This is a genomic window from Paenibacillus glycanilyticus (genome assembly GCF_030161375.1).
GTDB classification, from domain to species: Bacteria; Bacillota; Bacilli; order Paenibacillales; family Paenibacillaceae; genus Pristimantibacillus; species Pristimantibacillus glycanilyticus_B.
On the sequence record NZ_BSSQ01000016.1, the window covers coordinates 156,085 to 171,157 of the forward strand.

General features: G+C 49.1%; 15 protein-coding genes. 11 read left to right on the forward strand and 4 right to left on the reverse strand.

Going from position 1 to position 15,073, the window contains the following annotated elements:
* Positions 1 to 17 precede the first annotated feature (17 nt).
* The 4 genes from QQK89_RS20770 to QQK89_RS20785 all read left to right on the forward strand — a co-directional run bounded on the left by QQK89_RS20770 (position 18) and on the right by QQK89_RS20785 (position 5,205).
* Positions 18 to 857 (forward strand): extracellular solute-binding protein, encoded by an 840-nt coding sequence (locus tag QQK89_RS20770; protein WP_284240583.1) that lies wholly within the window; start codon positions 18 to 20, stop codon positions 855 to 857.
* On the forward strand, positions 796 to 1,704 hold the full coding sequence (locus tag QQK89_RS20775) for an extracellular solute-binding protein (RefSeq protein ID WP_284240584.1): 909 nt from the start codon (positions 796 to 798) through the stop codon (positions 1,702 to 1,704). The genes QQK89_RS20770 and QQK89_RS20775 overlap by 62 nt, the downstream gene beginning before the upstream one ends.
* A 124-nt stretch (positions 1,705 to 1,828) precedes the next feature.
* Complete coding sequence (locus QQK89_RS20780) at positions 1,829 to 3,664, forward strand: sensor histidine kinase (protein ID WP_284240585.1); 1,836 nt, start codon at positions 1,829 to 1,831, stop codon at positions 3,662 to 3,664.
* Between the two features lie 2 nt (positions 3,665 to 3,666).
* Complete coding sequence (locus QQK89_RS20785) at positions 3,667 to 5,205, forward strand: response regulator (protein ID WP_284240586.1); 1,539 nt, start codon at positions 3,667 to 3,669, stop codon at positions 5,203 to 5,205.
* Here the strand turns inward: QQK89_RS20785 and QQK89_RS20790 are convergent.
* Positions 5,195 to 5,773 (reverse strand): TetR/AcrR family transcriptional regulator, encoded by a 579-nt coding sequence (locus QQK89_RS20790; protein WP_284240587.1) that lies wholly within the window; start codon positions 5,771 to 5,773, stop codon positions 5,195 to 5,197. The two genes, QQK89_RS20785 and QQK89_RS20790, sit on opposite strands and share 11 nt — an antisense overlap.
* A 199-nt stretch (positions 5,774 to 5,972) precedes the next feature.
* Here QQK89_RS20790 and QQK89_RS20795 point away from each other — a divergent pair, with 199 nt between their 5' ends.
* From QQK89_RS20795 to QQK89_RS20815, 5 genes are all read left to right on the forward strand, one after another.
* Positions 5,973 to 6,842, forward strand: a complete 870-nt coding sequence (locus QQK89_RS20795; protein WP_284240588.1) for an SDR family oxidoreductase — start codon at positions 5,973 to 5,975, stop codon at positions 6,840 to 6,842.
* A 184-nt stretch (positions 6,843 to 7,026) separates the two neighbouring features.
* Entirely contained in the window at positions 7,027 to 7,524 is a 498-nt protein-coding gene (locus QQK89_RS20800) for an RNA polymerase sigma factor (RefSeq protein ID WP_284240589.1), read from the forward strand.
* The gene (locus QQK89_RS20805) at positions 7,505 to 8,086 is read left to right on the forward strand and encodes a hypothetical protein (protein ID WP_284240590.1); all 582 of its coding nucleotides are present in this window, start codon (positions 7,505 to 7,507) and stop codon (positions 8,084 to 8,086) included. The genes QQK89_RS20800 and QQK89_RS20805 overlap by 20 nt, the downstream gene beginning before the upstream one ends.
* A 297-nt stretch (positions 8,087 to 8,383) precedes the next feature.
* Positions 8,384 to 9,031, forward strand: a complete 648-nt coding sequence (locus QQK89_RS20810) for a hypothetical protein (protein ID WP_284240591.1) — start codon at positions 8,384 to 8,386, stop codon at positions 9,029 to 9,031.
* A 36-nt stretch (positions 9,032 to 9,067) separates the two neighbouring features.
* On the forward strand, positions 9,068 to 10,351 hold the full coding sequence (locus QQK89_RS20815; RefSeq protein ID WP_284240592.1) for a polysaccharide deacetylase family protein: 1,284 nt from the start codon (positions 9,068 to 9,070) through the stop codon (positions 10,349 to 10,351).
* A gap of 94 nt (positions 10,352 to 10,445) precedes the next feature.
* Here QQK89_RS20815 and QQK89_RS20820 read toward each other — a convergent pair whose 3' ends face one another.
* Positions 10,446 to 11,087 (reverse strand): NAD(P)-dependent oxidoreductase, encoded by a 642-nt coding sequence (locus tag QQK89_RS20820; RefSeq protein ID WP_284240593.1) that lies wholly within the window; start codon positions 11,085 to 11,087, stop codon positions 10,446 to 10,448.
* Between the two features lie 144 nt (positions 11,088 to 11,231).
* Between QQK89_RS20820 and QQK89_RS20825 the strand changes: the two genes are divergently transcribed.
* Positions 11,232 to 11,579, forward strand: a complete 348-nt coding sequence (locus tag QQK89_RS20825; protein WP_284240594.1) for a winged helix-turn-helix transcriptional regulator — start codon at positions 11,232 to 11,234, stop codon at positions 11,577 to 11,579.
* 314 nt (positions 11,580 to 11,893) lie between these two features.
* The gene (locus tag QQK89_RS20830) at positions 11,894 to 13,402 is read left to right on the forward strand and encodes a malate:quinone oxidoreductase (protein ID WP_434481733.1); all 1,509 of its coding nucleotides are present in this window, start codon (positions 11,894 to 11,896) and stop codon (positions 13,400 to 13,402) included.
* Between the two features lie 61 nt (positions 13,403 to 13,463).
* Here the strand turns inward: QQK89_RS20830 and QQK89_RS20835 are convergent, their stop codons facing one another.
* Together QQK89_RS20835 and QQK89_RS20840 are read right to left on the reverse strand one after the other, a co-directional pair.
* Positions 13,464 to 13,919, reverse strand: coding sequence for an SgcJ/EcaC family oxidoreductase (locus QQK89_RS20835; protein WP_284240595.1), 456 nt, complete (start codon positions 13,917 to 13,919; stop codon positions 13,464 to 13,466).
* A 184-nt stretch (positions 13,920 to 14,103) separates the two neighbouring features.
* Positions 14,104 to 15,063, reverse strand: coding sequence for an alpha-E domain-containing protein (locus QQK89_RS20840; protein WP_284240596.1), 960 nt, complete (start codon positions 15,061 to 15,063; stop codon positions 14,104 to 14,106).
* Positions 15,064 to 15,073: the final 10 nt, after the last annotated feature.

Below are 15,073 nucleotides of genomic sequence, written 5' to 3' on the forward strand. Positions count from 1 at the left end.
GAAAGGATGATTATAAGATGAAGGGGAACAAACGCATCAAAACGTTAATGACGATGTCGTTAACCGTTATGCTGGCACTCGGCACAGTCGCATGCAGCAACTCCGGCAATAATAACGTCAACAACGCGAACAAGCCTGCCAACAATCCGGTAGAAAGCCAGAATGCCGAAGCATCGCCTTCAGCGGCAGCGCTGAATCCGGACGAGCCGGCGTGGAAGCTGGATACCAGCCCGGTTGATTTGTCCTGGTTCGTAGGGGCTTCCTGGTATGTGCATACTTGGGGAGAAAGCTTGAACTCGAAGTATATTACAGAGAAAACAGGCGTTAACGTGAAGGTTGAAGTCCCTTCCGGCGATGCCAACGAGCAGCTTACCCTCATGATGACTTCCGGCAAGCTGCCGGATTTAATCAGCATGGGTTCATGGGAAACCGCGGTCAAGAAGCTATGGGAAGGCGACCAAGTCTACGCACTGAACGAGCTTGCGGAGCAATATGATCCTTACTTCTTCAAGGTAGCCGGCGACGGTACGCTGAAGTGGTATAAACAAGAGGACGGCAATACGTATGCGATCCCGAACGATTCCTACAGCCCTAATCTGATGCATGAAACCGGGATGACCGCAGCGAACCAAACGTTCCTCGTACGCAAAGACTTGTATGAAGAGATGGGCAGCCCTGACCTGACTACGCCGGAAGGATTTCTGAACGCATTGCAGCTGATCAAGGATAAATACTCCACGTACAAAGGACAAAAGATTAGCCCGTTCCTTCGCGCAAGGCAACGTTCCATACGGCATGACGGAGTACCTGCAGAACCTGCTTGCTGTACCGCACGAGAAGGACGGCAAGGTAAATGACCGTATTACGGACCCGGATTATGTGGCTTGGCTCAAAACGTTCCGCACGGCGTACGAGCGTAAACTGCTCAATGTTGATTTCTTGGTCGATTCGGACACGCAAGTCGAAGAAAAAACGAACAACGCAAGATACTTTATGATGGTTCGCGAATGGAATGGCATGGCTGCCGTTAACCCGATGCTTGCTGCAAGCGACAATCCGGATTCCTACTATATTGCGGTAGACGGACCGCAAAACAGCAAAGGCGATACCGCGAAGCTGTTCCCGGGCAATATGGACGGCTGGATGGTTACCATGATCAGCAAATCGACGAAAAACCCCGAGCGCGCGATCCGCTTCTTAAGCTACCTCGCAAGCGAAGAAGGGCAGCGCGATGTGTTCCTGGGCAAGGAAGGCGAGACATGGGAAATGAAAGACGGCAAGCCGCAACTCAAAGCAGACCTCGTTACGATGCTTGGCACGGATATTGAGAAGCTCGAGAAAGAAGTTGGCGTTCTGGATACGTATTGGATGATGCGCAACCCGGTTATCGTCAATCAGTGGAGACCGGAGAAAGCGCCGGTTCTGAAGCAAATGGAAGATTTCGCGAACGCGCAAGCGGATATCGACAGCGGTATTTATAAAGGGCTCGATCCGATGGGCGACTCGGAAGCTGCGGTTGCATGGGCGCGGATCTCGCAAAATTGGCAAGAAGTTATGCCGGAGCTGATTACGGCAAAAAGCGATGAGGCCTTTAATAAAGTGTTCGACAAGTTCCTTGCCGATCGCGACAAGGATGGCTACGGCAAGGTAATGGAATACCGCCAGACCGAGCTTGATGCACGCAAAGCCAAAATGGCGGAGTAACGTGTTTGGAATACCGGTCGCCGGAATGGCGGCCGGTATTGCCTGCTTTTTTTTGAATAATCTGGTGCTTCCCGACTGTAATAGGAACGGCTATTTGTTATATTACAGAGGGGAGGGTACTCGTATGAAAGGTTTATACATGAGAGTTAAAAGAATGTACCGAAACGCCAGAATCTCGCAAAAGCTGATTTTTGCTTTTAGCTTAATGATTGTAATTCCTACCATCGTGGTATCGGTGTTATTTGTCCGTTCTCAAGAGACCCAATTATACAAGGATGCAATGACCGCCGGAAGCAGCCACGTTTCCCGGTTGAACGATCAAATCCGCAGCAAGATGAATACGATTGAAAACGTTTCCTCCAATGCCTTGACCCAGAAATCCTTTGTTGATTTCATTCATTCCGATATGATCGGGGACGGCCTTAATCTGATTAAATTCAGAAATAATCAATATGAGCAGATGCATCAATTCATTCAAAGCAACGAAATCATTAGCCAATTGAGCTTTTATGTCGATAATCCTAATTTGTACGAGATATGGCCGGAGATCTACCATTACGACAAATTTTATCCGCAGGATTACTGGATGACGCTCCGGACCGAAGGGGGAAGGGCCTTTCGCCTGTTTGCGCTGAAGGACGGGGAGCACACGTTAGCCTATTACCGGCTTGTGCGGCTCCAAGGGCAGCAACGGAGTCCTAGCATTATGGAAATCCGGTCTTCTCATCATGATTTTTTCAATGATTTGCTAGAGGATACGGGAGGAGATTTTTTCTCCGTTGTCATGGACGCGTCGAACCCGGCACGGCTGGTCTACAATCCGCAGCATGAATTTGCCCAGAAGGCGGGCGAGCATCTTAGCGAAATTTTTACCCGTATTCAAGGGAAGATGGATGCGCTTCAGCAAGACAAACCGATTAAGGTCAGAAGCGGCGACCATACGTACTATGCGTTGTACCGATATATAGCGCCTCTTAACGCGTATGTCGTGGATATCGCATCCCATCAAGCGTTAATGGAAGGTCCGCGAAGCTGGTACGCTTTTGTCACCGTCATTACCTTGTCTGGTCTGCTCCTTATGCTGCTGCTTGTCTCCCGTACGACAAGGCTTATATTCCGAAGGTTGGACAGCGTGCTGATCTCGATGCGAAAGGTCAGGAAGGGCCAGCTTGACGCCAAAATCGCGGTTGGACTCGAAGAAAGCGAAACCGGCGACGAGATCGACGAAGTGGCGGTCAGCTATAACAATATGCTAGATGAGATCCAGCGCTTGATGACGCAGGTCGTTGATAAGCAACTTATCGCCAAAAACGCGCAGCTGCACTCGCTTCACTCGCAGATTAACTCGCATTTCCTGTACAACGCGCTTGAGTCCATCCGCATGTTGGCCGAGGTTGAGAAGCGGCCGGCAATTGCCGATGCGCTTGTGTCCTTAGGTTCGCTGATGCGCTATAGCATGAAGTGGCGAAGCGATACCGTCACCTTGGGCGAAGAATTAGCAAACATCGAAAGCTACATAGCTTTTATTAATTTTATGGAAAGCGGGAACCTCAGATTGAAGGCGGATCTTCCGCCGGAGGTGCTGAACTACGCGATTCCGAAGATGTGTTTGCAGCCAATCGTCGAGAACGCGGTCCATCATGCGACATCCGCAGGCGGGAGCGTAAATATTGAAATGAATGTACGCGTTGAACAGGATTGCTTGCTGCTTGTCGAAATCCGCGACGATGGCGCGGGCGTTGACCCGCATTTGCTTGCGGGCTTGCAGGCCGTATTATCCGGGGACAGCGACGTCACTATTGCAGCAAGCAAAAATGGTCTTGGCCTAGAAAACGTACATAAGCGGTTACAGCTTCATTACGGCAGCGGCTGCGGGCTTTGGATTGACAGCGTACAAGGCGAATATACTTGCGTAACCGTCCGCTTGCCTTGGGAAAACGAGAACTTGGGAGGCTGGTAAAGATGACAAACATGCTGATCATCGACGATCAAAAGAACATCCGCGAAGGATTGCAAGCTATGATAAGCCAGTTTCCGTTCGAATTTAACCAACTTTTTACCGCAGCAAACGGTCTTGAAGCCTTGCAGCTGTTGCGGGATCATCCCATTCAGCTGGTGATTACGGATATTAGGATGCCGGATATGGACGGACTTGAGCTTATGGCTTCGGCCAAAGAAAATAATATGAAGGTCGATTTCATTATCGTGAGCGGGTACGGGGAGTTTAACTATGCGCAAAGGGCGATCGAGCTCGGGGCAAAGGGCTATCTGCTCAAGCCGGTGAAACGGGATGATCTGCAGACGGTTGTTGGACATGTATTACAGGAGGCGCGGACGAGGCAGGAAATCTCAAGCAGCATAACGCTGCGCGCCCAAGAGACGGACCGTAAGGAACTGTTAACGTTCATGCAGGGAGCAGGTTATGACGAGGCTTGGATTGATCAAACCGAGCGGCACAATCCGCGGCTGTGGAACAGCTATCGGTTATGCTTGTTGCGGGAGGAACGGTGGATCAACCAGTCGGGCGCAAGCAGCACGCATGGCATGGAAGCGGTAGCTTACGGGGTGTATGGGCGGCAAGGATGCTTGTGCCTTCAGCATGGCCGCCATTTGATTCTAGCCGTTGACGCGTCTGTCGATTCTAGTGTTCTGCAAGCTGCGCTTCAGGCTGATCAGATTGATGCAATCCTGGCTATGACAGCGCCGCTGCAGGGGCTCCAATCACTCCCGGACGGCTATGCTGGCTTAATGGAATTGCATCGTCATAGCTACTTGTTCCCGGATAAGCGCTGCATCACGCCCGCACATATAGAAGGTCTCGAGCAGCAATGGCAGCTTCCTTATGAGGAGCTGTATGAGCTCTTTCATCAGATCGGTACGAAGAACAGCGGCAAAATCGCAGAAGGCATCTCCAAAATTTTTCATAAAAACGTGCTGCGGCGTTACCACGTCCGGTATACCCAGCAGCTGTGCCGCGCGACCGTGGAGATGCTAGAAGAATATGAACGCTTCATCCGTCCCTATATGGGAGAAGAAGCTCTTGATTTGGATTGCTTGCGCAATTTGTTCGATTACCCGGGCATCCGGGACTATATTCAGGCGCTGCAGCAGCAGCTGCTTAGGCTGAATCAATTCTATTATGATTATAAATGCAGCTATCGCAATACGCAGGATTTAAATGAGGCGATCCGGTTTATTCATGAGAATTACCACAAGCCGCTAGACCTTGCGATGGTATCGAACCATGTGTCGCTCAATTACGCTTACTTCTCCAACCTGTTCAAAAAAAATGTCGGCAAAGGGTTCGCCGAATACTTGCGTGACGTGCGTCTTGATAAAGCTCGGCGGCTGCTCGCCGATACCGAGTACAAGATCGTGGAAGTAACCGATATGGTCGGCTATGAAAATTATAAAAGCTTTACACGGGCATTCCGGGAAGTAATGGGCATGCAGCCTACCGAATACCGTGAACTGCGCAAGCAAGAGCGAGCTATTCGATAACCGGAGCAAGACTTGCCGCCGCTACAACAAGGACATCTTGTACCATGGCGTCCATTGGGCGTCTTTGCGGGCTGCGGCTCCACTGTACTCCTGATCCGAATATACCCCAGCTGACAACTAATGCAGTTGTTTCAACGATTTGTGTTGAAGCAGCTGTTTTTTCTTTATTCAGCCAGTTGTACAGAAGCTGATACAGCTCTTTGTGCATCGCTACCTCAAATAGAGGTTCAAACTGACTGTCCGCGGGGGTCATATATTGCCGGGTACGGACAAGGAAGTCAAATACCGATGTAATCAGTGCTCTTAGGCTTAACATATCTGATAATAGGCCGTTTGGCAGCTCGTTCTCGAGTTTTTTCTGGAATTTCTCCCTCATCCAGCTTTCCAAAAACGCGTATTTGTCTTCGAAGTGTGCATAAAAAGTGGCGCGGTTGACCGTTGCCCTTGCCGCAATATCCTGCACGGAGATAGAATAGATGTTCTTTTTTTCTTCAAGAATTTCCATAAAAGCGTGCATCATCAGCTGGCGCGTACGTTTAACGCGCGGGTCATTCATGTTAACCGGCAACCTTCACCAGGCCTCCTATCTGGTCAAAAACCAACAAACGGGCACCCGTGTTGCGTAAGCAACCAAAACGCCTTATTGCTGATTGTTCGGGGTGTTTAGACCGCCTATTATGATAACTACAATGTAGTATACACAACGATGTCCGTTAAACAACAGTGTTGCATTGATCATTATAGTAGAACAAACGGGAGGTATTATCATGATAATTATTACAGGAGCAAGCGGTCAATTTGGCCGGCTTGTCGTCAATCAATTGCTGGAACGCGTTCCTGCGGAGCAACTCGGGGTAAGCGTTAGGGATACGAGTAAGGTAAAAGAGCTGGAAGAGCGGGGAGTACGGGTACGACGCGGTGACTATAATGATGCGGACAGTCTCATGCATGCCTTTGAGGGTGCTTCGCAATTTCTTATTGTGTCATCCGACAGTCTTGGCGAAACGGCACTTCAGCATCATCGGACAGCCATTGAGGTAGCGACAAAGGCAGGTGCCAAGCACATTTATTACTCCAGCCAAATGGGAGCTTCTAAGGCGTCTTTGTTCCCGCCAATGGTGGACCATGCTGTTACCGAGGAGGTACTCCGAACTTCGGGCGTGGCATTCACTTCGCTTCGCAACGGCTTTTACGCAGGTTCGGCGCTTATGATGCTTGGCGATGCTCTGGAGACCGGAGTGCTCGCAGCGCCGGAGGACGGTCCGGTAGCTTGGACAACGCACGCGGATCTGGCGGAGGCGGCTGCAATTATGATGAGTGAAGAAGGACCGCAGGGCATTACTCCGGTTCTAACCGGTTCCGCAACGGTTGATCTGGCGGGAATTGCAGCGATGGCATCGGAATTAACCGGCCGTCCGATTCGCCGAATGGTAATTACCGATGAGGAGTATCGGGCGGGGCTGCTTGCGCACGGACTTCCGGAAGAAAGAGCGGATATGTTTGTAGGGCTATTCCTAGCTACGCGAAACGGAGAGTTTGACCGTACGGACAAAACTCTGGCGCAGCTGCTCGGCCGGGAGCCAATCGGAATGAAAGAGGTTTTGAAGGCAGCTATTGCTGAACGCGGTACTCGATAATAGAGAGCTATTATAAGAAAAGGCAAATTCCATTTCTGCAGGCATTGGCAGAAAGAGGAATTTGTCTTTTTGCTGTTTCTTGCAGTCATTTCCCTTCTTCGTTACGTCTACTAAAAAATAAATGGGACCAAGTGAAAAATAACAGGGTGCTCAGTTGTATTACAAGTGAAAGGAGGTACTTCAAGTGTACAATTCATATGAGCTCAATGAATCTGTGCGAAGGGCCTTGGATCTATATTCGCAAAGTATGATCAAAGTTGCTTTTGCCTATTTGAAAAACATAGCGGACGCCGAAGAAATTGCGCAGGAGGTTTTTCTGACGTATTTGCAAAAGCGCCCTGTCTTTGAAAACAGCGAACATGAAAAAGCATGGTTGATTCGAACGACCATCAATAAAAGTAAAAATATGCTGAAGACCGGCTGGTTCAGAAGCAGAAATCCTGTTCCCGAAGACTTGAGCTACCTCCCCAAGGAAGAAACCGAGGTTCTGCAGGCCGTACTCTCCTTGGACAAGAAGTATCGAATTCCGATTCATCTGCATTATTATGAGGGATATTCCATCCAGGAAATTGCGGAGATTATGCAGGCTAAATCCGCAACGGTAGGAACCTGGCTAGCCCGGGGACGCGCCCTCTTAAAAGATAAGATTGGAGGCCTGGAGGATGAAGAAATCTGTTTATAAATCCGCGATGTCCCGCGTGCGAACGAGCGAGGACTTCAAAGAGGCAACCTATCAGAAATTAATGATGGAACAAGAAAACAATTCACATAACCCTACAATTAAAGAGGAGCGGATACAAATGGAAAAAAGCAAAAAGAAATTAACCGGCTGGGCAGTAGGAATCGCGGCATGCGCCTTTATTGCGGCAGGAATTATTAGCGTCAACCAACAACACGATGCTCCTGCATCGGTGCCAACACAGCAGGAGCAGGCAGCTAACACGCCAGACGCATCGAGCACATCGAAGCCTGCTACAACGGGTAAAGTACAAGTTAACATTGACGGCGTTATTAGCGAAGTAAGCGAGGACGGCAAAAGCTTCAAAGTAAACGATGTATGGGTAACCGTAACGCCGGATACGATTATGGGGATCGACGGCCCGACTGCAGCAGAACCTTCGGATGAGCTGCTGCAAAAGGAATTTAAAGTGGGCAATGTGGTATCCGGCTTTACGACGGACGATCTGAGCACGGGTAAAGTAAATGCCACTCGTATTTACAATAATATGGTTCCGCAAAAATAATTTATTAAGCAGAAAAAGGCACCTACAGGAGGTGCCTTTTTTCTGCATTTTTTTCACGTGGAACACGAATTGTGTATATCCTCCTGCATTACCACTCCTTTAAGCCTAGTTACATTGTCGCAATTAGGTACTTTAGCCCCGCATATTAACTTGGAAAATTAATCTATAATGAAGGAAACATTTTTCGATAGTAATCGACATATTTTCTCAGAAAAGGTGAGTTGATCTATGTTTTCTCCTTTCCAAAAGAAGAAAGAGCAACAGCAGACGCGTGAGGACCTTGGGGTAAGGAGGGACGTGGAGGAATCTCAGGAGGAAGTGTCGGTCAGTTCGGCTAGCGCCGAATATAACGAAGAGCAAACAAGCTCGGTTCTGGTCAATAAGGGCCATTTGGACAAGCGTTCGCTTGATCTCGTATTTGCCGTTGAGCAGATGATTAAGGCCAAGCAGACTGTCGAAATGAGCCATAACGATCTGCAGGACCGTCTAGGTCACGCGAATGGTCAGATCGACCGGTTGAACCGGGATTTGAAGAACCTCGGCAAGGTTATTGAAGAGCGTGAGAAGAGCATTCTCGATCTGGAAAAAAGACTTAGCGACAAGAATCTGAAAGTCGACCAGATGATGGATGACTACCGCGAGCTTCATTCCGCTTTATCCGGCGAAATAGAGGAGCTTAAAGGCGTTATCGAACTGGAGCGCCAGAACTATGCGGGACTCTTGCAGAAACACAACGAGACGACTGCCGATAAGAACAAGAAAATCAATGATCTCGAGGAGAAGAATACAAGGCTGGAAGCCGAGCTCTCCCAAATGAAACAGAAATTCGATGCTCTCCGCCAGGAGAAGACGCATCTTCTAAACATTGTAAATGACTTTACGAACCGGCTGACGTCTCCGTTTGCACCGCAATCAGGCTCCATAGATGGAGGTTCATCCGATTAAAGTTAGGCCGGAAACGGGAAAAGAAGGACGATGGGGATGGAGACATACAGCACGCAGGTAATGGAGCTGCTGTCTCTTGGGAGGACCACGCAGGGTAGTTGCCAAATGAAGATCGCCGTCACCCAAGACGACAAGTATGCAACATACGTGATCGAAATTGACGAGTTAACGTTCCTTGAAATTGAAGCACTGGGGCCATTGCATGGAGACAGGATTCGCATCTCTCCCTACTCCAAGTGGGATCCCTTCCGCAAGTCGTATTATAGTTCTATCATTCGCACGACGGGCCATACGAAGGTGCCGCTATATTTTGCTAGCAGCGAAGCCTATATCCAGTCGATCAAACAACTCAGGCAGGGAGAATTGCAACCCGAACCGGAAGAGCCTGAGATTGAAGCCATAACGCCAGAGCAGCCGTCTATGAACAAAGAGCCGCTACTCCGAAGCCGACTGTCATCAAGACTGCCAAGGATTGCGGTAGCTATGCTTATCATGTTTGGCCTGCTTGCCATCTTGTCCATCGCAACAGGAGGCAAGGTAGACTCCGCCCGATTGTTTGGCGGTCAAGTTGCAAAAGCAGAGGTCACAAATACGAATACGGATGCGCAGGTCTCCGAAGCTGTAACGGGCGGGGATAACTCCCAGTCAGCTGCAGTTATTGTTACGGCCGATCAGAAGATTTCCGCACAAGAGCCGGTGCATACGAAAGCTCCCGAGGAGAAATCCGCGTACACCGTTATCGATATTGACGGGGACAAGAAGTTTTTCGGGCTGCAGAAGGAATACGTCGCTTTAACTTTTGACGACGGTCCTTCCAAGCTAACCAAACAAATTGTCGATATTCTGACGGAACAGAAGGTGCCGGCAACGTTTCTATTCATCGGGCAAAATGTTGCGCACCATAAAGACGCCGTTACATACACAGCCGGGCACGGCATGTCCATCGGCAATCATTCCTGGGACCATGGCGTGTTGACCAAGTTCACGTTAGAGGAGCAGAGCGAGAATCTGTCCAAAGCGAACAAGGCTATTGAGGCGCTGACCCATAAGCCGGTTACGTTATTCCGTCCGCCGTATGGCGCGGTTAACGACAATTTGGTCACCGCGGCCGACGGGCAGGATATGAAGACCTTGCTCTGGAATCGGGATCCGGAAGACTGGAATGCGAAGCAGCCGGAGGACATTATCCGCTACTTCCATCGTGTTGAAGCCGCAGGCGGGATCTATGTCCTGCACGAGGACAAAAACACGCTAGAAGCGCTTCCCGCTATCATCAAATATTTGAAAAGCAAAGACTTAACGTTCGTTGCTTTTAAGTAATCATCACTTTACTTATATCATTCGCAAGAAAGCACCCGTTTAGGGTGCTTTCTTTATTTTTTTTCTGAATTTTTCGCAGCTGAACAGGAACCGCTTATTCTGCTTCGCTTACAAGAGTAAAGCGCTCGTTGACATGCTGCGGATTCTCGATTTCATCCAGCACGGCGATCGCATAGTCGGCATAGCTGACGTAGCTTTGGCCTTGGCTGTTGACGATGACATGATCGAGGCCTTTCGTATATGCGCCGGTTCTTTTTCCGTTTGGATCAAAGAAAGCGGCCGGGCTGATATAAGTCCACGCAATGGAATCCGTGTTCTTTAGGTCATCCAGCTGCTTGCCGGCATTGGAAGCCGTCGGGTAGACGAAAGCCGGGAATTCGGGAGTGTCCATCAGCTTGGTTGTTTTTTGTTCGTCCACGAACAGACTGCCCGCGCCGCCAACCACGATCAGCTTTGTTCCCGGCGCATCCTTAAGGGCTTGCGTCAGAGCTTTTCCGGCATCGACGTACAAATGCTCTTCGCCCTCAGCCGCTTTAAACGTGCTTACCACTACGTCAAATGCATTCAGATCGGAACCCGTAAGACTGAAAATATCCTTTTCCAAAATGTTGACGCTGGCGTCCGTTAATTTGGAAGCATTTCTTACAATTGCGGTCACGTCATGACCTCTGTCTACAGCTTCTTTCAGAATCAGGCTTCCGACTTGTCCGTTTGCTCCGATAACACCGATTTTCATATATAATTCCCTTCCTTTTCTGCAAGATTTAGTTGTGCGTTTCGTGCTATTCTTATATTATTTCCTTAGTTCGATTTTTTAAAGTAGGCATAATTATATTACCTAGTCATAAAAACATAACCATAGACGAATGGTGGGATAAGAATGGCACGCAGTTCATTTGAAGGGGAAATTCCGGCGGAGCAAATCGAGGTATGCCCTGTAACGGACGCCCAAAATATGATTGCCGGCAAGTGGAAAATTATTATTTTATGGCATTTGAGGGAGACCAGACGGTTTGGCGAGCTTCAACGGCTTGTTCCCGGCATTTCCAAAGCCATATTGACCAGTCAGTTAAGAGAACTGGAAAGGGACCAGATGATCCACAGACAGGTGTATCAAGAGGTTCCCCCAAAGGTAGAGTACTCCCTCGCCGAAGCGGGGCTGCAATTTTTTCCTATCCTTGAAAAGATGGGGGAATGGGGCAAGAAATATGGGGTGCGCAATAAATAGCCGGAACCTTAACGCATAACTATCCGTCTGAATAGTTATGTAAGAGGAGAAACATTACTTTATCTGGAATATTCCGAATGAAGCGATAAACTAGACACCCCTTATGTGGAGAATTGTTCAGGGAATGGATAAAAAATCATAAGCAAATAACGTCGATTCTAGCTTCAAACTGTCGTATAATAGAAAAAGACATTTATCTATTTATCAGATTTGTAACAATAGAGGCAGTACATTTTTTGATACAGGAAGATGTGTGAGAAATTTCACGAGCGTGAACATCTTTTCTGCAAATCGAAAGGTTAAGGACGGTTAACATGAGCAAACAAACGAAAACAGACGTAATCTTGATCGGTGCCGGAATTATGAGTGCTACTCTGGGAGCTTTGCTGAAGGAACTGAAACCAGAGTGGGAAATTACCGTATTCGAGCGCCGCGCAACAGCCGGTGAAGAAAGCTCCAACGAGTGGAACAATGCCGGGACGGGACACTCCTCCCTATGCGAACTGAACTACACGACGGAGAAGCCGGACGGTTCCATCGACATTAGCAAAGCGATCAAAGTCAATGAAGAGTTTCAGGTATCGAAGCAATTCTGGTCTTACCTGGTGAACAGCAATCTGATCCGTAATCCTCGGGATTTTGTTGTACCCGTTCCTCATATGAGCTTTGTGCAAGGGGAAAAAGACGTTACGTTCCTGAAGAAGCGTTTTGGAGCTTTGTCAGGCAATCCATTGTTTGAAGGCATGGAATTCTCCGATGACCCTGCGAAGCTGGCAGAGTGGATTCCGCTTATGATGAAAGATCGTCAAGTAAACAGCCCGATCGCAGCAACCAGAATTGAGTCCGGGACGGACGTCAACTTTGGTTCTTTGACACGTATGTTGTTCAGTCACCTGAAGAAGCAAAACGTAGACATAAACTACAACCATAATGTAGATGATATTAAACGTGCGAACGACGGATCTTGGGAATTGAAAGTACGCAATCTGCAAAGCGGCAGCGCAGAGCGCATCAATGCGAAATTCGTCTTTATCGGCGGCGGCGGCGGAAGCTTGCATCTGCTGCAGAAATCCGGCATTGAAGAAGGCAAAGGCATCGGCGGCTTCCCGGTAAGCGGTTTGTTCATGGTGTGCAAGAAGCCGGAAGTTGTGTCTCAGCACCGCGCGAAAGTATACGGTCAAGCTCCGGTTGGCGCGCCTCCGATGTCCGTACCGCATTTGGATACGCGCGTCATCGACGGCAAGGAGTCGTTGTTCTTTGGTCCTTTTGCCGGCTTTACGCCAAAGTTCCTGAAATACGGTTCCAACATGGATCTTATTACTTCCGTCAAACCGCATAACTTGACGAACATGCTTGCGGCTGGCGCGAAAAACATGTCTTTGACTACTTACCTGATCAAAGAACTGATGCTGTCGAAGGAACAACGCATGGAAGCTTTGCGCAAGTTCATCCCGAACGCAAAAAGCGATGATTGGGAGCTGCTTGTAGCAGGCCAACGGGTACAGATTATTAAAGAAACAGCTGCCGGCAAAGGTACTCTGCAGTTCGGTACGGAAGTTATCAGCGCGGCGGACGGTTCAATCGCGGCTCTTCTCGGCGCTTCGCCTGGCGCATCCACCGCTGTATCGGTTATGCTTGAAGTCATCGGCAAATGCTTCCCGCAGCAAATCAAAGAGTGGGAACCTAAGATCAAGGAAATGATTCCTTCTTACGGCGTGAAGTTGCTCCAGAACCCGGCGCTGATCGAAAAGATTAATGAAACAACCAATGAAGCGCTTGGTCTGAAAGCGAAAAAACAAGAAACAAGCTCGGCGTTGGCATAACGCCTTCCATAGCAAGAGGTAAGATGAAACGAGGCTGTCCCTTTGGGGGCAGCCTCGTTTGTTAGGTCTGAGCTCGCTTGGGTTGGAACAAGAGTCGGGTAAGCCAGTTGAATTTTTTGATCCGGCAATTGTGGAAGGCGGCGATTGTCCATTGTCCATTCTGCTTCACGAGCACGTTGGTGTTGATGGAATCGCGGCTGGCCGGCGCTTTTTTCTGCCATCGCATAAGCACGGCTCCCGTTACGTGGGCTATTGCTGTATCCGCCGAGAGGAAACGCAGTTCCATGTCCCTTAGATCGGCAAGCATTCTGGAGCCGCGTAGCGGACCTTCCCATAAGGCTTGATGGGCATTATTGATCTCGCTGCGCCCCTTCAGATGTTCGCCGAAGAAAGTGACGTAATCCGCATCCGGCGTGAACAACTCGCTGTAAGCTTTGCCGTCGCCTTGATCCCAAGCCCGATATAGCTTGCGAAACACATTGTGTATGGCTTGAATATCTTCATGATGATCGTTCATGATCATCCATCCTTTCTTGAACGCCTTTACTTGCCCCTCATTATAAAATAACCGGGTAGCAAGTTAATCGCCCATGCGAAGGAAGCGTCATCCGTCCTCAGGCGGATTAAAATGAAAGGAACAAAAAAGGCTCGGGCTTCTACGCTGCCCGAGCCTTTCTGCTATCCGTCTATTGATCGCCCCTTCAAACCTCCGCTGTAACCGGTTCCTCTTCCTCAAAGCTGAAATCGGCGAACGCAAAGCTAGATAGCGACAGCATTAATTGCCGAAGCAGCGTGAGTGCTTCATCTGTGATCTGTTCGCCATAACGCTGTTTGCCCGCCCGGATGCTCGCCAGCACATCGCTAGTCTGGATGGATAAGGTTCTGATCGATTGATGCAGAAGGGGATTGCTATCGATATAACCGGATAAGGTATGAATTCCGAATCGGACGGAGCGCGGTGATTCCGCGTTCAAGAGAAGGAACTCGGTCACTTGAGCGAGCTTGACCTCGTGGGCATGAAACTTGCGGAAAGCTTCGTAACTGCCGCAAGACTTCAGCAGAACGACAAACCGGTTGTAGCGAAGTTCGTCATCTAGCAACCGCTCGTCTTGTTTCATATTGCGGTATGTGGCATAAATAATCCGAACGGTACCGCTCATGCGCTCCACGAATTTGCCGGTCTGGATCAAGTTCCAATACTGTCCCCGGACCATGGTGGAATCGGCTGCGCCGTTAAACAAAGCGAGCGATTCGCTAATGTGCTTGTAGAACAAATAAGGCGATTGAAGCATCAGCTTGCTGACATCCTGTTCCTTGAGCCATAAGTAGAAGGTATTAATAATATCCCAGAGCTCGCCGGGAAGCTGGGGCCTTAACGTACGGATATAATCGCGAACCTGCTGAATGCTAGAGTAAATGCTATCCGAGTTGGCGCGGTCAAAGGTCAAATCATTCAGGACCGCCCATTCATTAGCGGGAGAATACTGAAGCTCATGGCTGTAGCCAACGGCTGCCGCAAGCCGTTCCCAGGCGTAACTTTGTTCATCCTCCATTAACTCGTGGCGCATGCCGTAATAGATATTGATGACACGGGCATAATGATCCGCTCTTTCCAGGCAGCGCCCGATCAGGAACAGCAATTCCGCATAGCGGTTTATCATCTGGATCACC

Coding starts and splice junctions, on each gene's coding strand:
- QQK89_RS20770 (WP_284240583.1), top strand. CDS start 18: ATGAAGGGGAACAAACGCATCAAAACGTTAATGACGATGTCGTTAACC.
- QQK89_RS20775 (WP_284240584.1), top strand. CDS start 796: ATGACGGAGTACCTGCAGAACCTGCTTGCTGTACCGCACGAGAAGGAC.
- QQK89_RS20780 (WP_284240585.1), top strand. CDS start 1,829: ATGAAAGGTTTATACATGAGAGTTAAAAGAATGTACCGAAACGCCAGA.
- QQK89_RS20785 (WP_284240586.1), top strand. CDS start 3,667: ATGACAAACATGCTGATCATCGACGATCAAAAGAACATCCGCGAAGGA.
- QQK89_RS20795 (WP_284240588.1), top strand. CDS start 5,973: ATGATAATTATTACAGGAGCAAGCGGTCAATTTGGCCGGCTTGTCGTC.
- QQK89_RS20805 (WP_284240590.1), top strand. CDS start 7,505: ATGAAGAAATCTGTTTATAAATCCGCGATGTCCCGCGTGCGAACGAGC.
- QQK89_RS20815 (WP_284240592.1), top strand. CDS start 9,068: ATGGAGACATACAGCACGCAGGTAATGGAGCTGCTGTCTCTTGGGAGG.
- QQK89_RS20820 (WP_284240593.1), bottom strand. CDS start 11,087: ATGAAAATCGGTGTTATCGGAGCAAACGGACAAGTCGGAAGCCTGATT.
- QQK89_RS20825 (WP_284240594.1), top strand. CDS start 11,232: ATGGCACGCAGTTCATTTGAAGGGGAAATTCCGGCGGAGCAAATCGAG.
- QQK89_RS20830 (WP_434481733.1), top strand. CDS start 11,894: ATGAGCAAACAAACGAAAACAGACGTAATCTTGATCGGTGCCGGAATT.
- QQK89_RS20835 (WP_284240595.1), bottom strand. CDS start 13,919: ATGAACGATCATCATGAAGATATTCAAGCCATACACAATGTGTTTCGC.
- QQK89_RS20840 (WP_284240596.1), bottom strand. CDS start 15,063: ATGATAAACCGCTATGCGGAATTGCTGTTCCTGATCGGGCGCTGCCTG.